At 63.1% G+C, this 16,243-nt stretch carries 15 protein-coding genes; 7 read left to right on the top strand and 8 right to left on the bottom strand.

The window, feature by feature from the left end; all coding sequences use genetic code 11:
- Position 1 precedes the first annotated feature (1 nt).
- Positions 2-1,696: a potassium transporter TrkG gene (locus ACOZ4H_RS10980; protein ID WP_424329318.1), complete on the top strand. Its 1,695-nt coding sequence runs from the start codon at positions 2-4 to the stop codon at positions 1,694-1,696.
- Between the two features lie 20 nt (positions 1,697-1,716).
- Here ACOZ4H_RS10980 and ACOZ4H_RS10975 read toward each other — a convergent pair whose 3' ends face one another.
- Both ACOZ4H_RS10975 and ACOZ4H_RS10970 read right to left on the bottom strand, forming a co-directional pair.
- Positions 1,717-2,073 carry a hypothetical protein gene (locus tag ACOZ4H_RS10975; protein WP_424329317.1) on the bottom strand — a complete coding sequence of 119 codons (357 nt, stop codon included), beginning with the start codon at positions 2,071-2,073 and terminating at the stop codon, positions 1,717-1,719.
- Between the two features lie 73 nt (positions 2,074-2,146).
- Positions 2,147-3,682: a TrkH family potassium uptake protein gene (locus ACOZ4H_RS10970; RefSeq protein ID WP_424329316.1), complete on the bottom strand. Its 1,536-nt coding sequence runs from the start codon at positions 3,680-3,682 to the stop codon at positions 2,147-2,149.
- Between the two features lie 216 nt (positions 3,683-3,898).
- Here ACOZ4H_RS10970 and ACOZ4H_RS10965 point away from each other — a divergent pair, with 216 nt between their 5' ends.
- Positions 3,899-4,348: a universal stress protein gene (locus tag ACOZ4H_RS10965; protein ID WP_424329315.1), complete on the top strand. Its 450-nt coding sequence runs from the start codon at positions 3,899-3,901 to the stop codon at positions 4,346-4,348.
- 168 nt (positions 4,349-4,516) lie between these two features.
- Here ACOZ4H_RS10965 and ACOZ4H_RS10960 read toward each other — a convergent pair whose 3' ends face one another.
- The 3 genes from ACOZ4H_RS10960 to ACOZ4H_RS10950 all read right to left on the bottom strand — a co-directional run bounded on the left by ACOZ4H_RS10960 (position 4,517) and on the right by ACOZ4H_RS10950 (position 7,838).
- Positions 4,517-4,939, bottom strand: a complete 423-nt coding sequence (locus tag ACOZ4H_RS10960) for a hypothetical protein (RefSeq protein WP_424329314.1) — start codon at positions 4,937-4,939, stop codon at positions 4,517-4,519.
- Positions 4,940-5,010: 71 nt separating this feature from the next.
- Positions 5,011-7,335 carry an alkaline phosphatase PhoX gene (locus ACOZ4H_RS10955; RefSeq protein WP_424329313.1) on the bottom strand — a complete coding sequence of 775 codons (2,325 nt, stop codon included), beginning with the start codon at positions 7,333-7,335 and terminating at the stop codon, positions 5,011-5,013.
- A gap of 215 nt (positions 7,336-7,550) precedes the next feature.
- Positions 7,551-7,838 (bottom strand): DUF7111 family protein, encoded by a 288-nt coding sequence (locus tag ACOZ4H_RS10950; protein WP_424329312.1) that lies wholly within the window; start codon positions 7,836-7,838, stop codon positions 7,551-7,553.
- 87 nt (positions 7,839-7,925) lie between these two features.
- On the opposite strand from ACOZ4H_RS10950, the gene ACOZ4H_RS10945 reads away from it, so the two are divergent.
- The gene (locus ACOZ4H_RS10945; RefSeq protein ID WP_129755115.1) at positions 7,926-8,216 is read left to right on the top strand and encodes a PadR family transcriptional regulator; all 291 of its coding nucleotides are present in this window, start codon (positions 7,926-7,928) and stop codon (positions 8,214-8,216) included.
- A gap of 87 nt (positions 8,217-8,303) precedes the next feature.
- Positions 8,304-8,558, top strand: coding sequence for a hypothetical protein (locus tag ACOZ4H_RS10940; protein ID WP_424329311.1), 255 nt, complete (start codon positions 8,304-8,306; stop codon positions 8,556-8,558).
- On the opposite strand, the gene ACOZ4H_RS10935 is transcribed toward ACOZ4H_RS10940, so the two are convergent.
- Positions 8,555-9,703: an acyl-CoA dehydrogenase gene (locus ACOZ4H_RS10935; RefSeq protein ID WP_424329310.1), complete on the bottom strand. Its 1,149-nt coding sequence runs from the start codon at positions 9,701-9,703 to the stop codon at positions 8,555-8,557. The genes ACOZ4H_RS10940 and ACOZ4H_RS10935 overlap by 4 nt on opposite strands.
- A 102-nt stretch (positions 9,704-9,805) precedes the next feature.
- Entirely contained in the window at positions 9,806-10,663 is an 858-nt protein-coding gene (locus ACOZ4H_RS10930) for a 3-hydroxyacyl-CoA dehydrogenase family protein (RefSeq protein WP_424329309.1), read from the bottom strand.
- Between the two features lie 269 nt (positions 10,664-10,932).
- Between ACOZ4H_RS10930 and ACOZ4H_RS10925 the strand changes: the two genes are divergently transcribed.
- The gene (locus ACOZ4H_RS10925) at positions 10,933-11,808 is read left to right on the top strand and encodes a class 1 fructose-bisphosphatase (RefSeq protein ID WP_424329308.1); all 876 of its coding nucleotides are present in this window, start codon (positions 10,933-10,935) and stop codon (positions 11,806-11,808) included.
- 18 nt (positions 11,809-11,826) lie between these two features.
- Here ACOZ4H_RS10925 and ACOZ4H_RS10920 read toward each other — a convergent pair whose 3' ends face one another.
- A complete protein-coding gene (locus ACOZ4H_RS10920) occupies positions 11,827-13,833 on the bottom strand; it encodes a PKD domain-containing protein (RefSeq protein WP_424329307.1) in 2,007 nt (668 codons plus the stop codon).
- Between the two features lie 107 nt (positions 13,834-13,940).
- Between ACOZ4H_RS10920 and ACOZ4H_RS10915 the strand changes: the two genes are divergently transcribed.
- Entirely contained in the window at positions 13,941-15,707 is a 1,767-nt protein-coding gene (locus tag ACOZ4H_RS10915) for an acyl-CoA carboxylase subunit beta (protein WP_424329306.1), read from the top strand.
- A gap of 129 nt (positions 15,708-15,836) precedes the next feature.
- Entirely contained in the window at positions 15,837-16,220 is a 384-nt protein-coding gene (locus tag ACOZ4H_RS10910) for a DUF5658 family protein (RefSeq protein ID WP_424329305.1), read from the top strand.
- The last annotated feature ends 23 nt before the right edge of the window (positions 16,221-16,243 follow it).

The following is a 16,243-nucleotide window of genomic DNA, read 5'->3' as shown; positions in this document are numbered from 1 at the left end:
TATGTCGCGACGGAACGACGGGCTGTTCCCGATGGACCTGCGGACCATCGCCCGTGATATCGGCTCGCTCCTGCTGATGGAGGCCGGGCTGATGACGATCACGGCCGTCATTGCGCTTGGCTTTCAGGAGTTCCACGCGGCTCTCGGCTTCTTTACCGCGGCCGGGATAACCGCCGCCGTCGGCGGCCTCGCGAACCGTGGGTTCACCGACGCGCCGGCTCCACAGATGAAACACGGCATGGTCATCGCCGCCGGCGGGTGGCTGCTGGTCGCAACGTTCGGCTCGCTGCCGTTCCTGTTGACCGCCTGGTTCACGCCCCCCGCCGTCATGGATACGTTCGTTCCAGTCGGGACGGACACGAGTACGTGGGAGCCGATCAGGGTCGGCGGGACGACGACACTGTCCAGTCTGGCGTACTTCCGGAACCCGCTCCACGCCTTCTTCGAGAGCATGAGCGGGTGGACTGGGAGCGGCCTGACGATGGCGATTCACGAGCCCTCGCTCCCTCGCGCAGTCCAGTGGTGGCGGTCGTTCATCCAGTACGTCGGCGGCGTCGGCGTCATCGTCCTGACCGTCTCCATCCTATCGCGGCCCGGCAGCGGCAGTTATGCACTCTACCAGAGCGAGGCCCGTGAGGAGAAGATCCATCCGAGCGTCGTCTCGACCGTCCGAACGGTCTGGAAACTCGTCGTCGGCTACACGGTGCTCTCGTTTGCGCTCCTGTTCGGTGCCATCCTCGCCAGCGACAGCGAGTACGCCGAGTCGCTGCCGCTGTGGGAGGTCGCCTGGCAGGCGCTCAACCACGCCATGACCGGCCTCACGACCGGCGGGTTCTCGGTCACGGACAATTCGATTGCGACGTACAACTCACCGCTCGTCGAGACGGTCCTGTTGCCGATAATGATTCTCGGAGCAATCGCGTTCCCGGTCCACTACGTCGTCCTGCACGACAGGCAGGTTCGCGAACTGATGTCGGACCTGCAGACCCGCTGGCTGTTCATCCTGCTTGCGCTCGGCGTCGTCGGCCTCTCAGCACAGAACGCGTGGTCCGTGCCCGCGACGACCGGGGCGTTTGCCGCCCAGTCGTTCCTGCCGTTTTCGGTGCCGATGCTCGACGCCGCACAGCTCGATGCGATCCGGGACTCGACGTTCCAGTGGGTCAGCGCCCTCAGCTGTACCGGGTTTCAGTCGGCGCCGATCGGTCGCTGGCTCGCCGGCGGCAAGGTGCTCGTCGTCGGTGCGATGGTGCTCGGCGGCGCTGCCGGGTCCACGGTCGGTGGCATCAAACTCATCCGCGGCTACACCATCGCTCGCGGCATCATCTGGCAGTTCTCGCGGGTGTTCCTCCCGAAGAACGCGGTGGTTACGGCCCGCATCGGCGACCGGACGCTCGACCGCGGTTCGATGGAACGGGAGTTCAGCGAAGCGGCCATTGTCACGCTGCTGTGGCTCATCATTCTCGTGACCAGCAGCCTCGTCCTCACCAACGTCGCGGGACCGGAGTTCGGCTACGCCGATGCCCTGTTCGAGGTCGCCAGCGCGCAGGGGAACGTCGGCCTTTCATCGGGCATCACCGGCCCGTCGATGTCCCCGCTCGCAGAGGGGATGTTCGTGCTGAACATGTGGGTCGGCCGGCTGGAGATCATCCCGATCCTCGTGTTCATCCGCGCCGGACTGTACGGCCTGGACCCGTAACCGACGGACACCTCCCGCCCTCACTCTTCGTCAGGATACACTTCGCCGAGGAACATCCAGCGTACCTTCGTTCCGCCCTCGGGTCGAGACTCCTCTTTGACGTGGTAGAGATACGGGCCGTGCGGACAGTCGTCACAGCCCTCGATACAGGTAGTCCGCTTTACCACCTCAGTGTAGCCGTCGCGTTCGGTTGCCCGGATGATGTCTTCGTTGGGCCCCGGCTCTATCGGCGACGCCGTCTCGTCGTGGAACTGCAGCAGTTCCTGCGCGTAGATGATCGTATTGCGGAGTTCGTCAGGCGTCAACTGTGGCAGGTCAGTCGCCAGTTGGTCTGGAACCCCCTCCGGCGGTGTCGGTTCGTTTGCAGGACTGGTCATGTCGACATCTCCGTCGGGTAGGTACATAACTGAACTGGCAGCTAGAACTAGCGACGGAACGAGTCTCCCGCACTCACTCGTTCCAGAACGCACCGGTGAATATCACGAACACCGGGATGATCTCCAGTCGACCGATCCACATCAGGAAGATCATCAGCAGTTTGCTGGTGTCCGGGAAGTCCAGGTAGCTCCCGAACGGCCCCAGGAACCCGAACCCGGGGCCGATGTTCCCGATCGTCGCCAGGCTCGCACTGACCGCCTCGAAGACCGTCAGTTCGAGCCCGACGCGGCCCGCATCGAGGAGGAGAAGTACTGCCGCAATTCCGAATGTGAGCAGGTACAGCAGCGTGAATCCGTATATCGCGTTGATGACATCTTCTTCGATAACCTGCCCGCCGAGCCGAACCGGTTTGACGGCGCTGGGGTGGGCTGTCGTGAACAGTTGGCGTCGGATACCCTTCAGGACGACGAGCCACCGGACGATCTTGACACCGCCACCGGTCGACCCTGCGGAGCCACCGATGAACATCGCGAACAACAGGACTCCCTTTGCGGTGTCGCCCCAGTTGGCGAAGTTACTCGTCGCATATCCGGTCGAGTTCAGCAGCGAGGCGACCTGGAACGTCGCCTGCCGGAGCGAGTTCTCCAGCGCCCCCTGGGTGACACCGCCGAGTTCTAGCGGCGGAGCGGACCCGGTGAATAGCAGCCCCCAGAGGACGACGGCCACGCCGGCGTTCGCACCGAGGTACGCCTGGAGTTCGCGGTCCTGGAGGAAGGCGGCGTAGTCGTCCTGTAACAGGAGGTAAAACAGCGCGAAGTTCATTCCGGCGATGAGCATGAACGGAATGACGACCCACTGCACGGCCGGCGAGAACGCGGCGATGCTGGCGGCCTGCGGGGAGAACCCGCCGGTCGGCAGCGTCGTGAACCCGTGCGCGACGGCGTTGTAAGCGTTCATGTTCGGTGCGTAGCCGGTGTAATGGAGGCCGAGCAGAATGAGGACGTACAGAACAGTAAAGCCCAGATAGAACAGCCAGAGCAGTCGCGCGGTCTCGGCTATCTTCGGCGTCAGCTTCTGGAGTTCGGGGCCGGGCGCTTCCGATTCGATCAGCTGCGCACCGTTGACCGCCGCTTCCGGAAGAATAGCGACCATCAGGACGATAATACCCATCCCGCCGAGCCACTGGGTGAGCTGTCGCCACATCAGCAGTGCGTGAGAGTGGCGGGCAAATGATATCTCCTCGGTGACAGTCGCCCCGGTCGTCGTGAAGCCGGACATCGACTCGAACAACGCGTTCACGGGCTGGCGGAGTGCCGATTCAGTCCCGTAGCCGGCGATAACGTAGGGGATCGCACCGATGACGGCGACGGCTCCCCACGAGAGGCCGACGAACAGCAGCGCTTCCCGTGGCCCGAGTTCGTGAGTGCTACTGAGTCGTTCTAGTGCCACTCCGATGGTGACCGTAATCGCGATAGATATCAGGAAAGCGACAATGTCCTCGCCGTAGAGCAGACCGATTCCCAGCGGGACCAACATCGTCACCGCGAGATACTTGATTACAGTGCCGGTAAAAGCGACACTCTGTCGCCAGTCGACGCGAACCGACATCACTGATCACCGACCATTGGAGGACCGTCACACCTCTGATTTGAAAAATCCCCACGTTCCGACCGTGCTGTTTCTGCGGGAGTGACGCAGAGTGCGACTGACGGACGGTGGCGGAGTATACGGCGTGTATTTAAAATCGGGACGCCGGTCAGGAAGAATATAGTTACAGATTCAACTCTGCGTCGGGTAGGTACCTTCTTACTAATCTACGTGTTCATGCGATGTATGGGCAGTACCCCTCACGAGACAGATAAGAACATCCTTGGACACGCTCTTCTGCCGGTCGCCAACGAGGCGGACGCCCTTGCGACGGCGACGGCACTTGAACCATACCAGCCGGAGCACGTGACAGCGCTGCATGTCGTCGAAAAGGGTGGCGGCGTTCCGGATAAGACGCCGGTCGAACAATCAGAGGAGTTGGCTGCCGAGTCCTACGCGGCCGTCAGGACGGTGTTCCCCGACGCCGACGACCACACTGCGTACGCTCGGAACGTCGTCGAGGCTATCTTCGATGCCGCAGACGAAGTCGGGGCGAGCGCTATCGCGTATCGGTCTCGTGGTGGCGGCCGTCTCATGCAGTTTCTCTCCGGTGATCTCTCGCTGAAGCTTGTGACAAACGCAGAGATTCCGGTAATTGCACTTCCGCAGACCGAAGCGAACGAGTGAGCGACAAAGATCGGATGACGGATATCCGGTCGGTGTCGCAGGTACTGAAAGCCGACGAGGAAACTACTGACCGATACCCCTCAGTTTAGGAACTGAAGGACGGGCCCGCAGTGGCACCCACAGCGTTCCCACAGGCCGCCCCTGAAAGGGGGGGGAACAGTGCGTGTCTCAGGCGTGGCCCTGTTCTTTCGCCCCTTCGCGGATCTTTTTCGACCGCTTGCGGACGCGTGACGCGTACCGTTCGATCTTCTCCGGTTTCTCGCCGTAGAACGACGCGGCCCAGTGGACGTCGACGCCGTCCTGCGTGAGGAAGTAGGCGACGAGCGTGTCGCGGCCGGCCTGGATGACCGTCGGCGGAACGCCACGTTCGCCGGTCCCGGCCTCTTGGAAGCCGTTTACATCGAAGTACACGTCGGCGTACAGCGTCGCCATGTCGGGATCATCGAACTCGACCCCCTGGTGATCGGGGGCTTCGAAGCGATACCGGACCCCGCCATCGGCAGTGGTCCGTTCGGTGATTCGCACACCGAGGATATACTCGCGATACGTCTCTAAATCAGTCACTGTGTTCGAGTTGTCGGTCTGAGCCATCTGTTTGCTGGGATACAAAAATGTGGATGTCGTGTGTGTTCGGGTGGTGCTGAGTCGGCGGCCCCGTCTCGTTAGGTGCTGGTGCTGTTGCCGTTGCCGGAGGCCTCAGTGCTGTTTCCGTTCTCGCTGGTACTGTTGCCAGGAGCACCAGTGCTGTTACCGGGGCTATCAGTACGGTTACCGGGCGCGTCAGTATTGTTTCCGGGAGCGTCAGTGCCGTTACCGGGGGTTTCAGTACTATTGTCGGGGGTGCCGGTGCTGTTCCCCGGGGTTTCGGTGTTGTCAGGTGCTTCGGTGCTGTTACCGGGCGTCTCAGTCCCCTCGTCTCCGTCCTCGGTCTCCTCCTCGTCCTCTTCGGATTCCGGTGGTTCGTAGACGTAGAGGCCGTCGTTGGGGTAGGATCGGGCAGGACCACCGAAGCCGTCCTCGCAACAGAGCACGCGGCCGTCGTCCATCACGTAGACGTTGTCGACGTTCCGGAGCGCGTCGTCGGCGTCTTCCGGTTCGTCGGTGAAGTCCGGACCGACGATGACCGGTTCGAGCGTCGAGATGTTGTAGTCATCTTCGAGCTCACCGCGGTAGACGATACCGCCATCGACGCGGTCCATCTGGATGTCGCCGGTGTCGTTCGCGAGGTCATCGTTGAACTCGGAGATGCCGAAATACACCGGGTCGCCCGGGCCAGCGCCGTCCTTGCTGTCGACGCCCTCGGCCTTGTTGAACTCGATGGACGCGCCGATTTCCTTGGCCGCCGCACGGGTTTCGAGGAACGGAACGCGGCGGAGTTCCTCGTCAACGCTGTCGGGGCCTTCGGAGTAGTACTGGTCGGCCCACTCGACGATTTCCTCGTTCGTGATGTAGTTCTGGTTCCCGTTCTCGACGACGGCCCGGTCGGCCTCTTCGAGGGCCGCTTCGAGGTCCTCTTCCCAATCCGTTTCCGCGTGGGTTTCGAGGTAGTCGGCCTGCGTGACGTCGTCGTACTCGGCGATCCACTCTTCGATCTCCGCGTTGCTCGCGTGACCCAGCGGGATCCACTCGATGCCGAGCGGGTACTGCGCCGGGGATTTCCGCGTCCCGACCATGGAGGCGTTGGCCTGTGCGTTCGTGATCTTCGGCGCATACAGCGTGCCCGCCACGTCCATCGGGTCCTCGTAGCTGGGAATCGGCTCGTCGGCGACGAACTTGTAGATGCCCTTGCTGTCGCCGTCGGAACAGCCGTAGACGGTCCGTTCGTCGGCCTGGATGTTCGGCGCTTCCCACGAAGCCCGCCCCATCACGTAGTATTTGATCGGCTGTGGCGGGTCGGCCGTCGGCTCGCGGAAGTCAATGTGGTAGCCGTAGCGGTACGGGTTCGGGTACACGTCGGTGATCGGCTCGGTGGTGTTGAGGTAGTCCGTCTGATCCGACTGCTCGGCACCGAGATAGTACGCGAGGAACTCTACGCCGTCGAGCGCCCAGTAGCCTTGGATGCCCCAGGACTCGTCGCCGTAGTAGTCATCGACGGCGCTCTGGATGCCGGTCGGGTTCGGCCGGTTCCAGAACTGACCGCCGCCGATACGGCCCTTTCCGGTACCGGCGTCGACGATGTCGCCGACCTGGTTGGTCAGCGAGACGCGCGGGTGGGCGTAGTTCTCCTCGGAGGAGATCATCGTCCCCCACGGACTGAGGTCGCCGTAGCAGTTGATCCGTGTGCCGCCGAGTTCACGGAGCGGCTCCGTGTTCGCCAGATTGGTCGCGTTTTCGAGGTCGGCTTCCCACTCGCCGCCTTGCGTCTGGCTCAGTGGGATTCGGCTGACGTTGCCAGGGCTGTTCTCCCAGTTGGTGAACAGGTAGCCTTCGGTCCCGTCCTCGTTCGTCGGGACGAACTGGTTGCAGTCGGGGTTCGTCGCTGCGGCCCCGTACTGTGTCCCTTCGAAATTATCCAGCGTGATGTCGGTGCCGTCCGGCGTCTGTGTGACGCCCAGCCGCTCCTCGCCGTCGTTGATCTCGTCCCGGCCGTGGGCGAAGATCGTGTAGTCGCCGTTGCCCGACCGGACCCGGCGCTGTTCCGCCTCGGTCTGTGGCGTCGACAGCTCGTCGAAGTCGTCGTTGTCGCCGTTGAGTTCGAACTGGAACCCACTGAAATACCCGATTCCGGCGGTACCGAACGGGTCCGGGTTCGCCGCCTCGGGATGCTGGAGGCTGTAGAGCAGTGACCCGTCCTGGAAGACGAACGGCCCTGTAACCTCGGCCCCGAACGCCGTCGTAGAGAACCGCTTGAGTTCTCCGTTGACGCTCGGTGCGCCGGCTGTATCGGATTCTTCGACCTCGTCACCACTTGCCACGCCGATGACGCTAGCCCCAAGCGCAGCAGCCACCGATTTCGAAAGCACCTGTCGTCGAGTAAAGTCGACCATGCAGGTGTTCAGGAGGAGGGTATTTTAAAACCAGTTTATAATACACTCGTATATGTCTGTTGTCCTCAAAGATTAATACCAATAGCAGGGAAGCGGACAGGTGGTGAACAGATAACTACCGAGACATATTTTCACAGGATACATACCAACTGCTCATAGACTGTGCAGGACTACGGGCCAGAAGATTCACTCCCGCAAGAACAAGCGTGTGAGCGTTACATCCCCATGTCGGCGGCCGGTTCGGGGACCGGAAGCGCGTTCGGGGATACGCCCAGCAGTTCCGCCGCGTGGTCGAGCGCCATGTCAAAGCCGTAGTATCGCTCCAGTTCGTCGCCGTCAGCGGTCGGCCGGACCTTCAGCATCGCGTACCCCTCGATGTTCTGAGCGACCGCGGCGCTCCCGCTGTCGCTCTCGAAGGTCAGCAGCCGTTCCTCCTCGGTCTCTCGATAGGTGGCCGTGATACCGTCCGCTGACGCCTCGACGGGGAGTTCGGAGTCGGTCATCGGCGGCTCTAGGGAGCGGGGGTATGCGAACCTGGCGGTCCGCTCGGAACCGCAAACGCGAAACCGGGCGGCTGTGACCGGACACCTATGGCGAAGTGGCTCCAGAGCGGCCGCCGACGCGACATGTGCGTCCTGCTGGCCGCCGCTGAGGACGGCGAACTCTCCGGCCAGCGGCTGAAGACGCGGCTCGAACGCCGCTACGACACGCGAATCGAACCGAAGAGCTTCTACGGCGCGCTCGACGCGCTGGAATCGGCCGGGTTCGTCGTCCACCGCGAGGACGGCATCGCTGACAAGTACTCACTGACCGACGCCGGTGAGCGTCGGCTCCGGGACCAATTCGAGTGGATGCGCGAAGCGCTTGGTGAGGACGGTTGACGGCGCTGCTTGCCAGCCTCTGCTGGATTTCGTTGCGCCGCCGTTGATGGGGTACCCTTTTTGTGAGTGCTGCCACAGCACACAGCTATGTCCCTGTCTCGGTCACTCCTCCTGGCAGGCCTGGACGCCCTCCCGTTCGCGGTGCTCGCCAGCGTCGCGACGTACGTGTTCGCACGCACGGCCATCCACCCGTCAGAAATTGTCGGCATGCTCGCCGGGACTGTCGGCGTGGCGGTGCTGCTCGCGCTGGGAACTATCAGCGCGAACCGCTACCGTGCGGACGGAAAATCGTTCTACTTCACGCGTGCGGTCGTCGTCGAAGGGCTCCTCTCCCTCCCCTAATCGAGAAGCTCACTGGCAATCGTATTACGGAGGACCTCGCTGGTCCCTTCGTATATCTCGTTGAGTTTGGCGTCGCGGTAGAACCGCTCGGCCGGGAAGTCCTTCGTGTAGCCGTACCCGCCGTGGACCTGGATGCCCTCGTTCGCCACTTCGCGGGACACCTCTGAGGCGTACAGTTTGGCCTGAGCAGCCTCTTTGACGAACGACTCGCCGGCCATCTTCTTATCGGCCGCCTGGTGCATCAGCAGGCGGGCGGCCTGGGTCTTCGTGTCCATGTCGGCGAGCTTGTGCTGGATGGCCTGGAAGTCGCTGATGGGTTGGTCGAACTGCTCGCGGTCCTGGGCGTATCGCAGCGCCTCGTCCAGTGCGGCCTGGGCGATGCCGACACCGCGGGCCGCGATAGTGATCCGTCCGCCGTTGAGCGTCTTGAGCGCGTGGACGAACCCGCGGCCTTCCTCGCCAAGCATGCGGTCGGCGGGGATACGCATGTCGTCGAAGCGGAGTTCGGCGGTCGGACAGCCCTTGTCGCCGAGTTTGTGCTCAGTACCCTCGACGATGAAGCCGTCGTCCTCCTCGGGGCGGACGACGAACGACGAGATGCCCTTGTTGCCGGCCTCGGGGTCGGTCTTTGCGAACAGGACGACGGTGTCGGCCACGGAGCCGTTGGAAATCCAGAGCTTGCCGCCGTTGACCAGGTAGGCGTCCCCGCCGTCGACCGGGTCGGCGGTCGTGTCCATCGCCGGCACGTCACTGCCCGCGCCCGCTTCGGAGAGGGCGAACGCGCCGATATCCTCGCCCTCGGCCAGCGGCGTGAGGTAGGTCTCTTTTTGCGCTTCGTCGCCGAACTCGTAGATCATGTTGCAGGCCAGCGAGATGTGGGCGGCGACGATTGTGCCGAGCCCGCCGCTCCCTCGCGAAATCTCTTCGAGGGCCATCGCATAGCTGTGGTAGTCCAGTTCGGCCCCGCCGTACTCCTCCGGAATCGGCATGCCCATCAGGCCCAGATCAGCCATCTCCTCGACGAGGTCCCACGGGAATTCGTCGGTTTCGTCGATTTCCGCCGCCCGCGGCTTGACCTCTTCGTCGACGAACTCCGCGACCATTTCCTGTATCTGGCGTTGTTCCTGTGTTGGGCTGAAGTCCATGCCAGATTTTAACGCGGGTTGGGTCTTTACTGTTCGCCAACGCCCGGCCCGTTGCTGGGTATCGTACTCGGCCCGCTACCGTCGCCGTTCGTCATCGGCGGGTCAGTCGTAATCGTAGAAGCCACGACCGGATTTTTTGCCGAGATCACCGGCCGCGACTTTCCGTTTGAGCAGGTATGCAGGCTTGTAACGGTCACCCAGCTCTTCGTAGAGTGTTTCAGAGGCGTCGAGCACCACATCGAGGCCGATGTGGTCGGCCAGTTCGAGCGGTCCCATCGGGACGTTCGTCCCGAGCGTCAGCCCGCGGTCGATGTCCGCTTTGTCGGCGACGCCCTCGTCGTACGCCCGGATGCCCTCGTTGATCCAGGGCATCAGCACGCGGTTCACGACGAAGCCGGGCTTATCGTCGGCCTCCCAGGTCTCCTTGCCGATGTCGTGAGCGAACTCCCGGCCGAGCGTCATCGTCTCGTCGCTGGTCCTCTCGCCGACGACGAGTTCGACGCCTTTCATCACCGGCACGGGGTTCATGAAGTGCAGTCCGAGGACCTGTTCGGGCCGTTCGGTGACGCTAGCGATGGTCGTAATCGAGAGCGTGCTCGTGTTGCTGGCTAACACCGCGTTCGACCCGCAGACGGCGTCGAGTTCCTCGAACACCGACTGCTTGATTTCCATGTCCTCCGTCACGGCCTCGACGACGAGGTCGGCAGCCGCGAGGTCGTCCAGCTCGGTGGTTCCGGTGATACGGGCCGTTGCCGCTTCGGCCTCCTGTGCTGTCACTGTCTCGCGCGCGACGAGGGTCTCGAAGCTCGCTTGGATGTCCTCGAACCCGGCGGCTACCAACTCCTCCGACACGTCGCGCATGACGACGTCGTAGCCGGCCGTCGCTGCGACCTGGGCGATGCCGTTGCCCATCGTCCCGGCCCCGACGACGCCAACGGTGTCGACTGCTTCAAGATGCATAATCGCATCTTCGCCCGGCCGTCGTGTAAGTCTGCCGACGGAAGTAGTCCAGCACGACAAGCGGAATTCCGCCGGGTTAGTCGCTCACACACTTAGCGGCAAACGATGCCCGTCCGCTGAATATTCACTCGAAATGTAGTAAATGTCAGCAAAAAGATACTTATGGTGTGCCAGAGAACGAACTGATGATGAGAGACCCTGCGGGCAGCAGGCTCGGAGAAAAACTCGACTGGTCACCGGATGGCCAGTCCCTGCCCCTAATCTGACAAATGAGTAAGTCACTCGACACCTCGACCACCGAAGCCGAGCAGACAGTCACGGAAGTCATCGACACCGTCGTCGCGACGACACCGGACGTGCGCCGTGCCATCGCCGACCACCGTGGCCAGAGCAACTCCGTCAACCCCACCGGTGACGATCAGCTCGCGGCTGACCTGCGCGCCGACGAACTGTTCGAGCAGCGGCTGCTGGGCATCGACGGGGTCGCCACCTACGCCAGCGAAGAACGCGCGGACGTGAAAACGACAGACGGTCGCCTCCACGTCGCGATGGACCCCCTCGACGGGTCGAGTAACCTCGAACCCAACAGCGGGATGGGGACGATTTTCGGCGTTTACAGCGAGCAGCCGCCGACTGTCGGCACCAATCTGCTCGCCGCCGGCTTCGTCATCTACGGCCCGATAACCTCGATGGTCGTTGCTCGGAACGGCAGCGTCCGCGAGTACATCCTCGAAGACGGCGACAAGCGGGTCGTCGACGACGACGTGACCGTCCCCGAGGACCCGACAGTGTTCGGCTTCGGCGGCGGCGTCGACTCCTGGACGGACGAGTTCCAGTCCTACGCCGAAGCGGTCCGCCACGAGTTGAAACTCCGCTACGGCGGGGCGATGGTCGCCGACATCAATCAGGTGCTCACATACGGCGGTATCTTCTCGTACCCCGCACTGGAGTCACGCCCCGAAGGAAAGCTCCGGGTCCAGTTCGAGGGACAACCGATGGCCTACATCCTCGAATCGGCCGGCGGTCGGTCCTCCGACGGCGACCAGTCGCTGCTGGAGATCGAACCCGACGAGCTGCACGAACGGACGCCGCTATATCTCGGGAACGACGACCTGATAGACCGGCTCGAAGCGACTGTCGACTGACGACTCGGATTCTGCAGTTCAGTAGCCGAGATAGATCGCCAGCGCTTTGAGAACGCTGTAAAGCCCGATACCGACGCCCAGTAGCCCGCCAAGTACGGTTCCGACGATCCCGTCGGGCCACAGCGAGAGCGGGTTCGGAACCCCGACCGAGGGCAGCGCTGGAATCGGTAAGCCGCCGCCGGCGGCCGTCACGTTCCCGACGCGTTGCCCGTCGACGGTCAGGTCCCCGGCGGTGTTTTCCGGAACCGCCCGGGCAAACTCCGTCGTTCGCGTCTCGCCGGCAGGGACCGTGACCGTCCGCGTTGTCAGTATCGAGGCGTTGAGCGCGACGATCACGTTGTGGTCCCCGCTCGCGGTTCCCCGGTTTTCAAGTTCGACGGTGATGACGGTCCGGTCGCCCGGGCGGAGCATCGATGGAACAGCCGTGGCGTTCGTGACTACGATATCCGGTTCCCCGGTAGTTTCCGTCTTCGTTTCGGTCGTCTCGGGTTCGGCCGTCGACGTTTCCGATTCGGTCGTCGCCGCCGTACCTGCGTCTTCCGCCGTCGTCCGTTCGACTCCGACAACGAACGTCGAGAGGCCCGGTGACTCAGCCCGGTAGACGATGTGTGACTCGCTCCGGCCGGCGATTTCAGTCGCTAACGGCGTCCACCCGTCGGCGTCCCGGAACAGCGTCACGGCACCGGGTTCCGCATCGACTGCCGCCAGCGTATCACGGTCCACGGTAAAGGTAAACGTCGCGTCCTCGGCCGGAACGGAGCCGTGGTCGATGTCGAACCGGCTGACGCCGGTGTGACCGGTCGCAGTCGCGAACGACTGCGTAGGCTGTCGGGCTCGAATAGTGAGTGCGACGGACTCGTTGCGCGGGAACGTCACAGCAAGCCGCTCCAGCGTCCCGTTCTGGCCGCTGAGGAGTGCACCCTCCGGAGGCTGAATCCGCTGTGACTGTCCCGTTCCGTTCACCGATACGTTCGCCACAGTCGCGTTCACCTGCCGCACGGTCACGTTCCCGCCGGTCCTGGTACCCGTCACAGAGACGACCCTGGTCACTGTCTTCGTGTTACCGAGCGGATCAGCGGCCGTCACTGCGACTTCGTGACTGCCGGGCGAGGCGAAAGCCACGGTGATGTTCTCGCCGGTCAGGATGGTGTCGCTCCCTACCTGCCACCGGACCCAGTCGACGCCCTGGTCGTCCGTCGTCCCCGCCGCGGAGAAGGTCACCGACTCGCCGACCGTTGCGTTCTCCGGGCCGGCGACGCTGACGTTCGGCGCGGATCCGTCGTAGAGGAACGTCCGCTGTCGGCCAAAGGAGTTCTCGTTTCCGTTCTCATCGGTCACCGACATCAGAAGCAGTGAGTACTCACCCTCCTCCGGAAACGTGTACTCCCGGGTGTAGGTGGCCGAATTATCAGTGCGTTCGGAAAACTCCGAGATATTCAGTTCGTCGAGCGACGGACCGCCGACCGACACCCGCAACTGGCTCAGTGGTTCATGTGTCTCGACAGTGACCTCGGCGGTCGAACTGTTGACCCGAGTGACGTTGAAATCCCGGTACTTGGGCACGACGGCGTCCATCCCGGTGACAGTGACCGAATCGTGTGGGAGTTCGTTACCCGCTTCGTCGGTGATACTGGCGGCGTCACGCAGGCTGACGGTGACGTTGTCTGTGTCCACCTTTTTTTCTAGCAGCAGGGAAACGCGCACCCCGCTTCTGTTCGCTCCGGAGGCGTTTATCGATGCGACCGAGACGTTCCCGACACGGCCCGCAGTCAGCGCGAAATCGTTGGCCTGGATCGTACTCGCGTCCAACGACCCGGCGTCGTCGTACAAGGTCACTTCGATAGTCGTGGCGTTACCCCGCGTCGCGTTGCCCCACTCCGGCGGTTCGGTGTCTTCGGCCGCGGCCGTGCCCGCTGCCACTGCGGTGAGTAGCGGGATCAAGAGGAGCAATGCGAGAAGCGGGAGCCACCGGCGCTGACTCCCAAACGACGAAGATGCCTCCGGGGAGTGGCCGGTGTTGCTCATGGTGCATGAGTAGTCCGGCACCCGATATCAATGGTGCGCCACCATTATGAGAGGTGATAATCGAAAGCGGGGCAACTACTGTGACCCCCGGGACCGTTGGGTGTGGTATGAAGGTCCATATCGCGGCCGAGGCCACTCGCGACGAGGCATCGGCTATCGCGGCCGCTGTCGCCGAACACACGGGTCGAACCGTCGAAGTGTACGTCGGCGACGAGGAAACCCCGACGCTGGTCCGCGAGGTGACCGACGGGGACGAAACTGCCGACACAGCCGCAGACGGCGATTCGGCAGACGCTGCACCGACGGAGCGCGAGAAACGCCTCCGCGAAGAGATCCGCGATGTCGAGCGCGGTGGGCCACAAAAGTACCGGGACCGCCTCGCCGAACAGGGGAAACTGTTCGTCCGTGACCGACTCGACCTCTGGTTCGGTGACGACGGCCTGGACTTCGAAGACGGGCGGTTCGCGAACTTCGACTCGTGGCACCCCAGCAGTCCGGACGTCTCCGAGGACGAGGACGACCGGCTGCCGGCCGACGGGCTCATCACCGGCGCGGGGACCTTCGAAGGCCGACAGGTACACGTCGCCGCCAACGACTTCACCGTCAAGGCGGGGTCCATCGCCCGCCACGGCGTCGAGAAGTTCCTCCGACTGCAGGAACGCGCGCTGAAAAGCGGCCAGCCGTTGTTGTATCTAGTCGACTCCTCGGGCGGCCGCATCGACCAGCAGCGGGGCTTCTTCGCCAACCGCGAGGGCATCGGGAAGTTCTACTACAACCACTCGCTGCTGTCGGGCGCAGTCCCGCAGATCTGCGTACTATATGGCCCGTGTATCGCTGGCGCAGCCTACACGCCCGTGTTCGCCGACTTCACCGTCATGGTCCGTGGCATGAGCGCGCTTGCAATTGCCTCGCCGCGAATGGTCGAGATGGTCACCGGGGAGGACATAGACCTCGAAACGCTCGGTGGTCCGGACCTGCACGCCCGCCACTCCGGCAGCGCGGACCTGGTCGCCGACGACGAGGAGCACGCCCGCGAACTCGTCGCCCAACTCATTACGTACCTGCCCGACAACGCCGACGAGAAACCGCCACAGACGGACGGAGCCGCTCCGTCGGTCGACCCCGCGGGCCTCGACTCGGTTATTCCCGCCGAGCCGAACAAGAGCTACGACATGCACCGAGTCATCGAACGCGTTGTCGACGCCGATTCCTTCTTCGAACTACAGTCACAGTACGGAACCGAGGTGCTGACGGGGTTCGCCAGGGTCGACGGCCGGCCTGTCGGCATCGTCGCCAACCAACCGAGCCAGCGGGCCGGCGCGATATTCCCGGATTCGGCCCGCAAGGCTGCCGGCTTCGTCTGGACCTGTGACGCCTACAACATCCCGCTCCTGTACCTCTGTGACACGCCGGGATTCATGGCTGGCTCCTCCGTCGAAAAAGAGGGCATCCTCGAAGCCGGCAAGCGAATGATTTACGCCACCTCGCAGGCCACCGTTCCGAAGCAGTGCGTCGTCGTCCGGAAGGCCTACGGTGCGGGCATTTACGCCATGTCAGGCCCCGCCTACGACCCCGAAGCGACCCTCGCGCTCCCTGGCAGCGAAATCGCGATTATGGGTCCTGAAGCCGCGATAAACGCAGTGTACGCGAACAAACTGGACGCGATAGACGATCCGGAGGAACGCGCCCGGCGGGAACAGGAACTCCGCGAGGAGTACCGCGAGGATATCGACGTCCACCGGATGGCGAGCGAAGTCGTTATCGACGAAATCGTTCCGCCGAGCGACCTGCGCGACGAGATCGCTGCCCGATTTGATCTGTACGAGGACATCGAGAAGGATCGACCGGAGAAAAAACACGGCACGATTCTCTGACGCCAACCGCAACCAGTCCGAATACCACGCTTTTCGGGCAGTAAACAGTCCCTAATCTCTCTATTTCACCAGTAAGAGGTGTGTATTTAATACGTTGCGTGAAAACAGGATTACAGACCACGTGGGGGCGTGGTCGCGGAGGGTGACGTGTTCACAACGGACCGAACGGTCTCGATAGGGACCATCGACGGGTGGTGTAGCGCCCTGCTCGACGAACTCGCGGCCGTCGAGCGTGAACTATGGCTAGTGGTTGCCGTGACGCTCGTCATCGACGTGTGGCTGACACACGTCGGTCTCCAGCACGGCCTGCACGAGGGAAACCCCGTGATGCGAGTCGCGATAGAGACGTTCGGAATCGCTGTCCTCGCGCTGACGAAGGTCGGGGTGCTGGGGCTGGCTGGACTGACACGCCGGGCGCTGAGTGAGCAACGCGGCGTCGTCGTGCCGCTCGGACTGGCGCTCCCGTGGGTGGCGGCCGTAGTGATCAACGGGATCCTCTTGATTAGCCTGTAACCGACTCGGGGTTGCTCCGTTTC

It is taken from the genome of Haloarcula amylolytica (genome assembly GCF_049705545.1).
In the GTDB taxonomy this organism is placed as follows: domain Archaea; phylum Halobacteriota; class Halobacteria; order Halobacteriales; family Haloarculaceae; genus Haloarcula; species Haloarcula amylolytica_B.
Note: the sequence above shows the minus strand (reverse complement) of the source record. Positions and strands in the feature narration are given on the sequence as shown.

What these genes read in the sequence shown, in the direction of transcription:
- ACOZ4H_RS10975 (WP_424329317.1), bottom strand. Translation starts at nt 2,073, where the DNA reads ATGACCAGTCCTGCAAACGAACCGACACCGCCGGAGGGGGTTCCAGAC.
- ACOZ4H_RS10940 (WP_424329311.1), top strand. Translation starts at nt 8,304, where the DNA reads ATGTCCCTGTCTCGGTCACTCCTCCTGGCAGGCCTGGACGCCCTCCCG.
- ACOZ4H_RS10935 (WP_424329310.1), bottom strand. Translation starts at nt 9,703, where the DNA reads ATGGACTTCAGCCCAACACAGGAACAACGCCAGATACAGGAAATGGTC.
- ACOZ4H_RS10925 (WP_424329308.1), top strand. Translation starts at nt 10,933, where the DNA reads ATGAGTAAGTCACTCGACACCTCGACCACCGAAGCCGAGCAGACAGTC.
- ACOZ4H_RS10930 (WP_424329309.1), bottom strand. Translation starts at nt 10,663, where the DNA reads ATGCATCTTGAAGCAGTCGACACCGTTGGCGTCGTCGGGGCCGGGACG.
- ACOZ4H_RS10920 (WP_424329307.1), bottom strand. Translation starts at nt 13,833, where the DNA reads ATGAGCAACACCGGCCACTCCCCGGAGGCATCTTCGTCGTTTGGGAGT.
- ACOZ4H_RS10970 (WP_424329316.1), bottom strand. Translation starts at nt 3,682, where the DNA reads ATGTCGGTTCGCGTCGACTGGCGACAGAGTGTCGCTTTTACCGGCACT.
- ACOZ4H_RS10945 (WP_129755115.1), top strand. Translation starts at nt 7,926, where the DNA reads ATGGCGAAGTGGCTCCAGAGCGGCCGCCGACGCGACATGTGCGTCCTG.
- ACOZ4H_RS10980 (WP_424329318.1), top strand. Translation starts at nt 2, where the DNA reads ATGTCGCGACGGAACGACGGGCTGTTCCCGATGGACCTGCGGACCATC.
- ACOZ4H_RS10965 (WP_424329315.1), top strand. Translation starts at nt 3,899, where the DNA reads ATGCGATGTATGGGCAGTACCCCTCACGAGACAGATAAGAACATCCTT.
- ACOZ4H_RS10955 (WP_424329313.1), bottom strand. Translation starts at nt 7,335, where the DNA reads ATGGTCGACTTTACTCGACGACAGGTGCTTTCGAAATCGGTGGCTGCT.
- ACOZ4H_RS10915 (WP_424329306.1), top strand. Translation starts at nt 13,941, where the DNA reads ATGAAGGTCCATATCGCGGCCGAGGCCACTCGCGACGAGGCATCGGCT.
- ACOZ4H_RS10950 (WP_424329312.1), bottom strand. Translation starts at nt 7,838, where the DNA reads ATGACCGACTCCGAACTCCCCGTCGAGGCGTCAGCGGACGGTATCACG.
- ACOZ4H_RS10960 (WP_424329314.1), bottom strand. Translation starts at nt 4,939, where the DNA reads ATGGCTCAGACCGACAACTCGAACACAGTGACTGATTTAGAGACGTAT.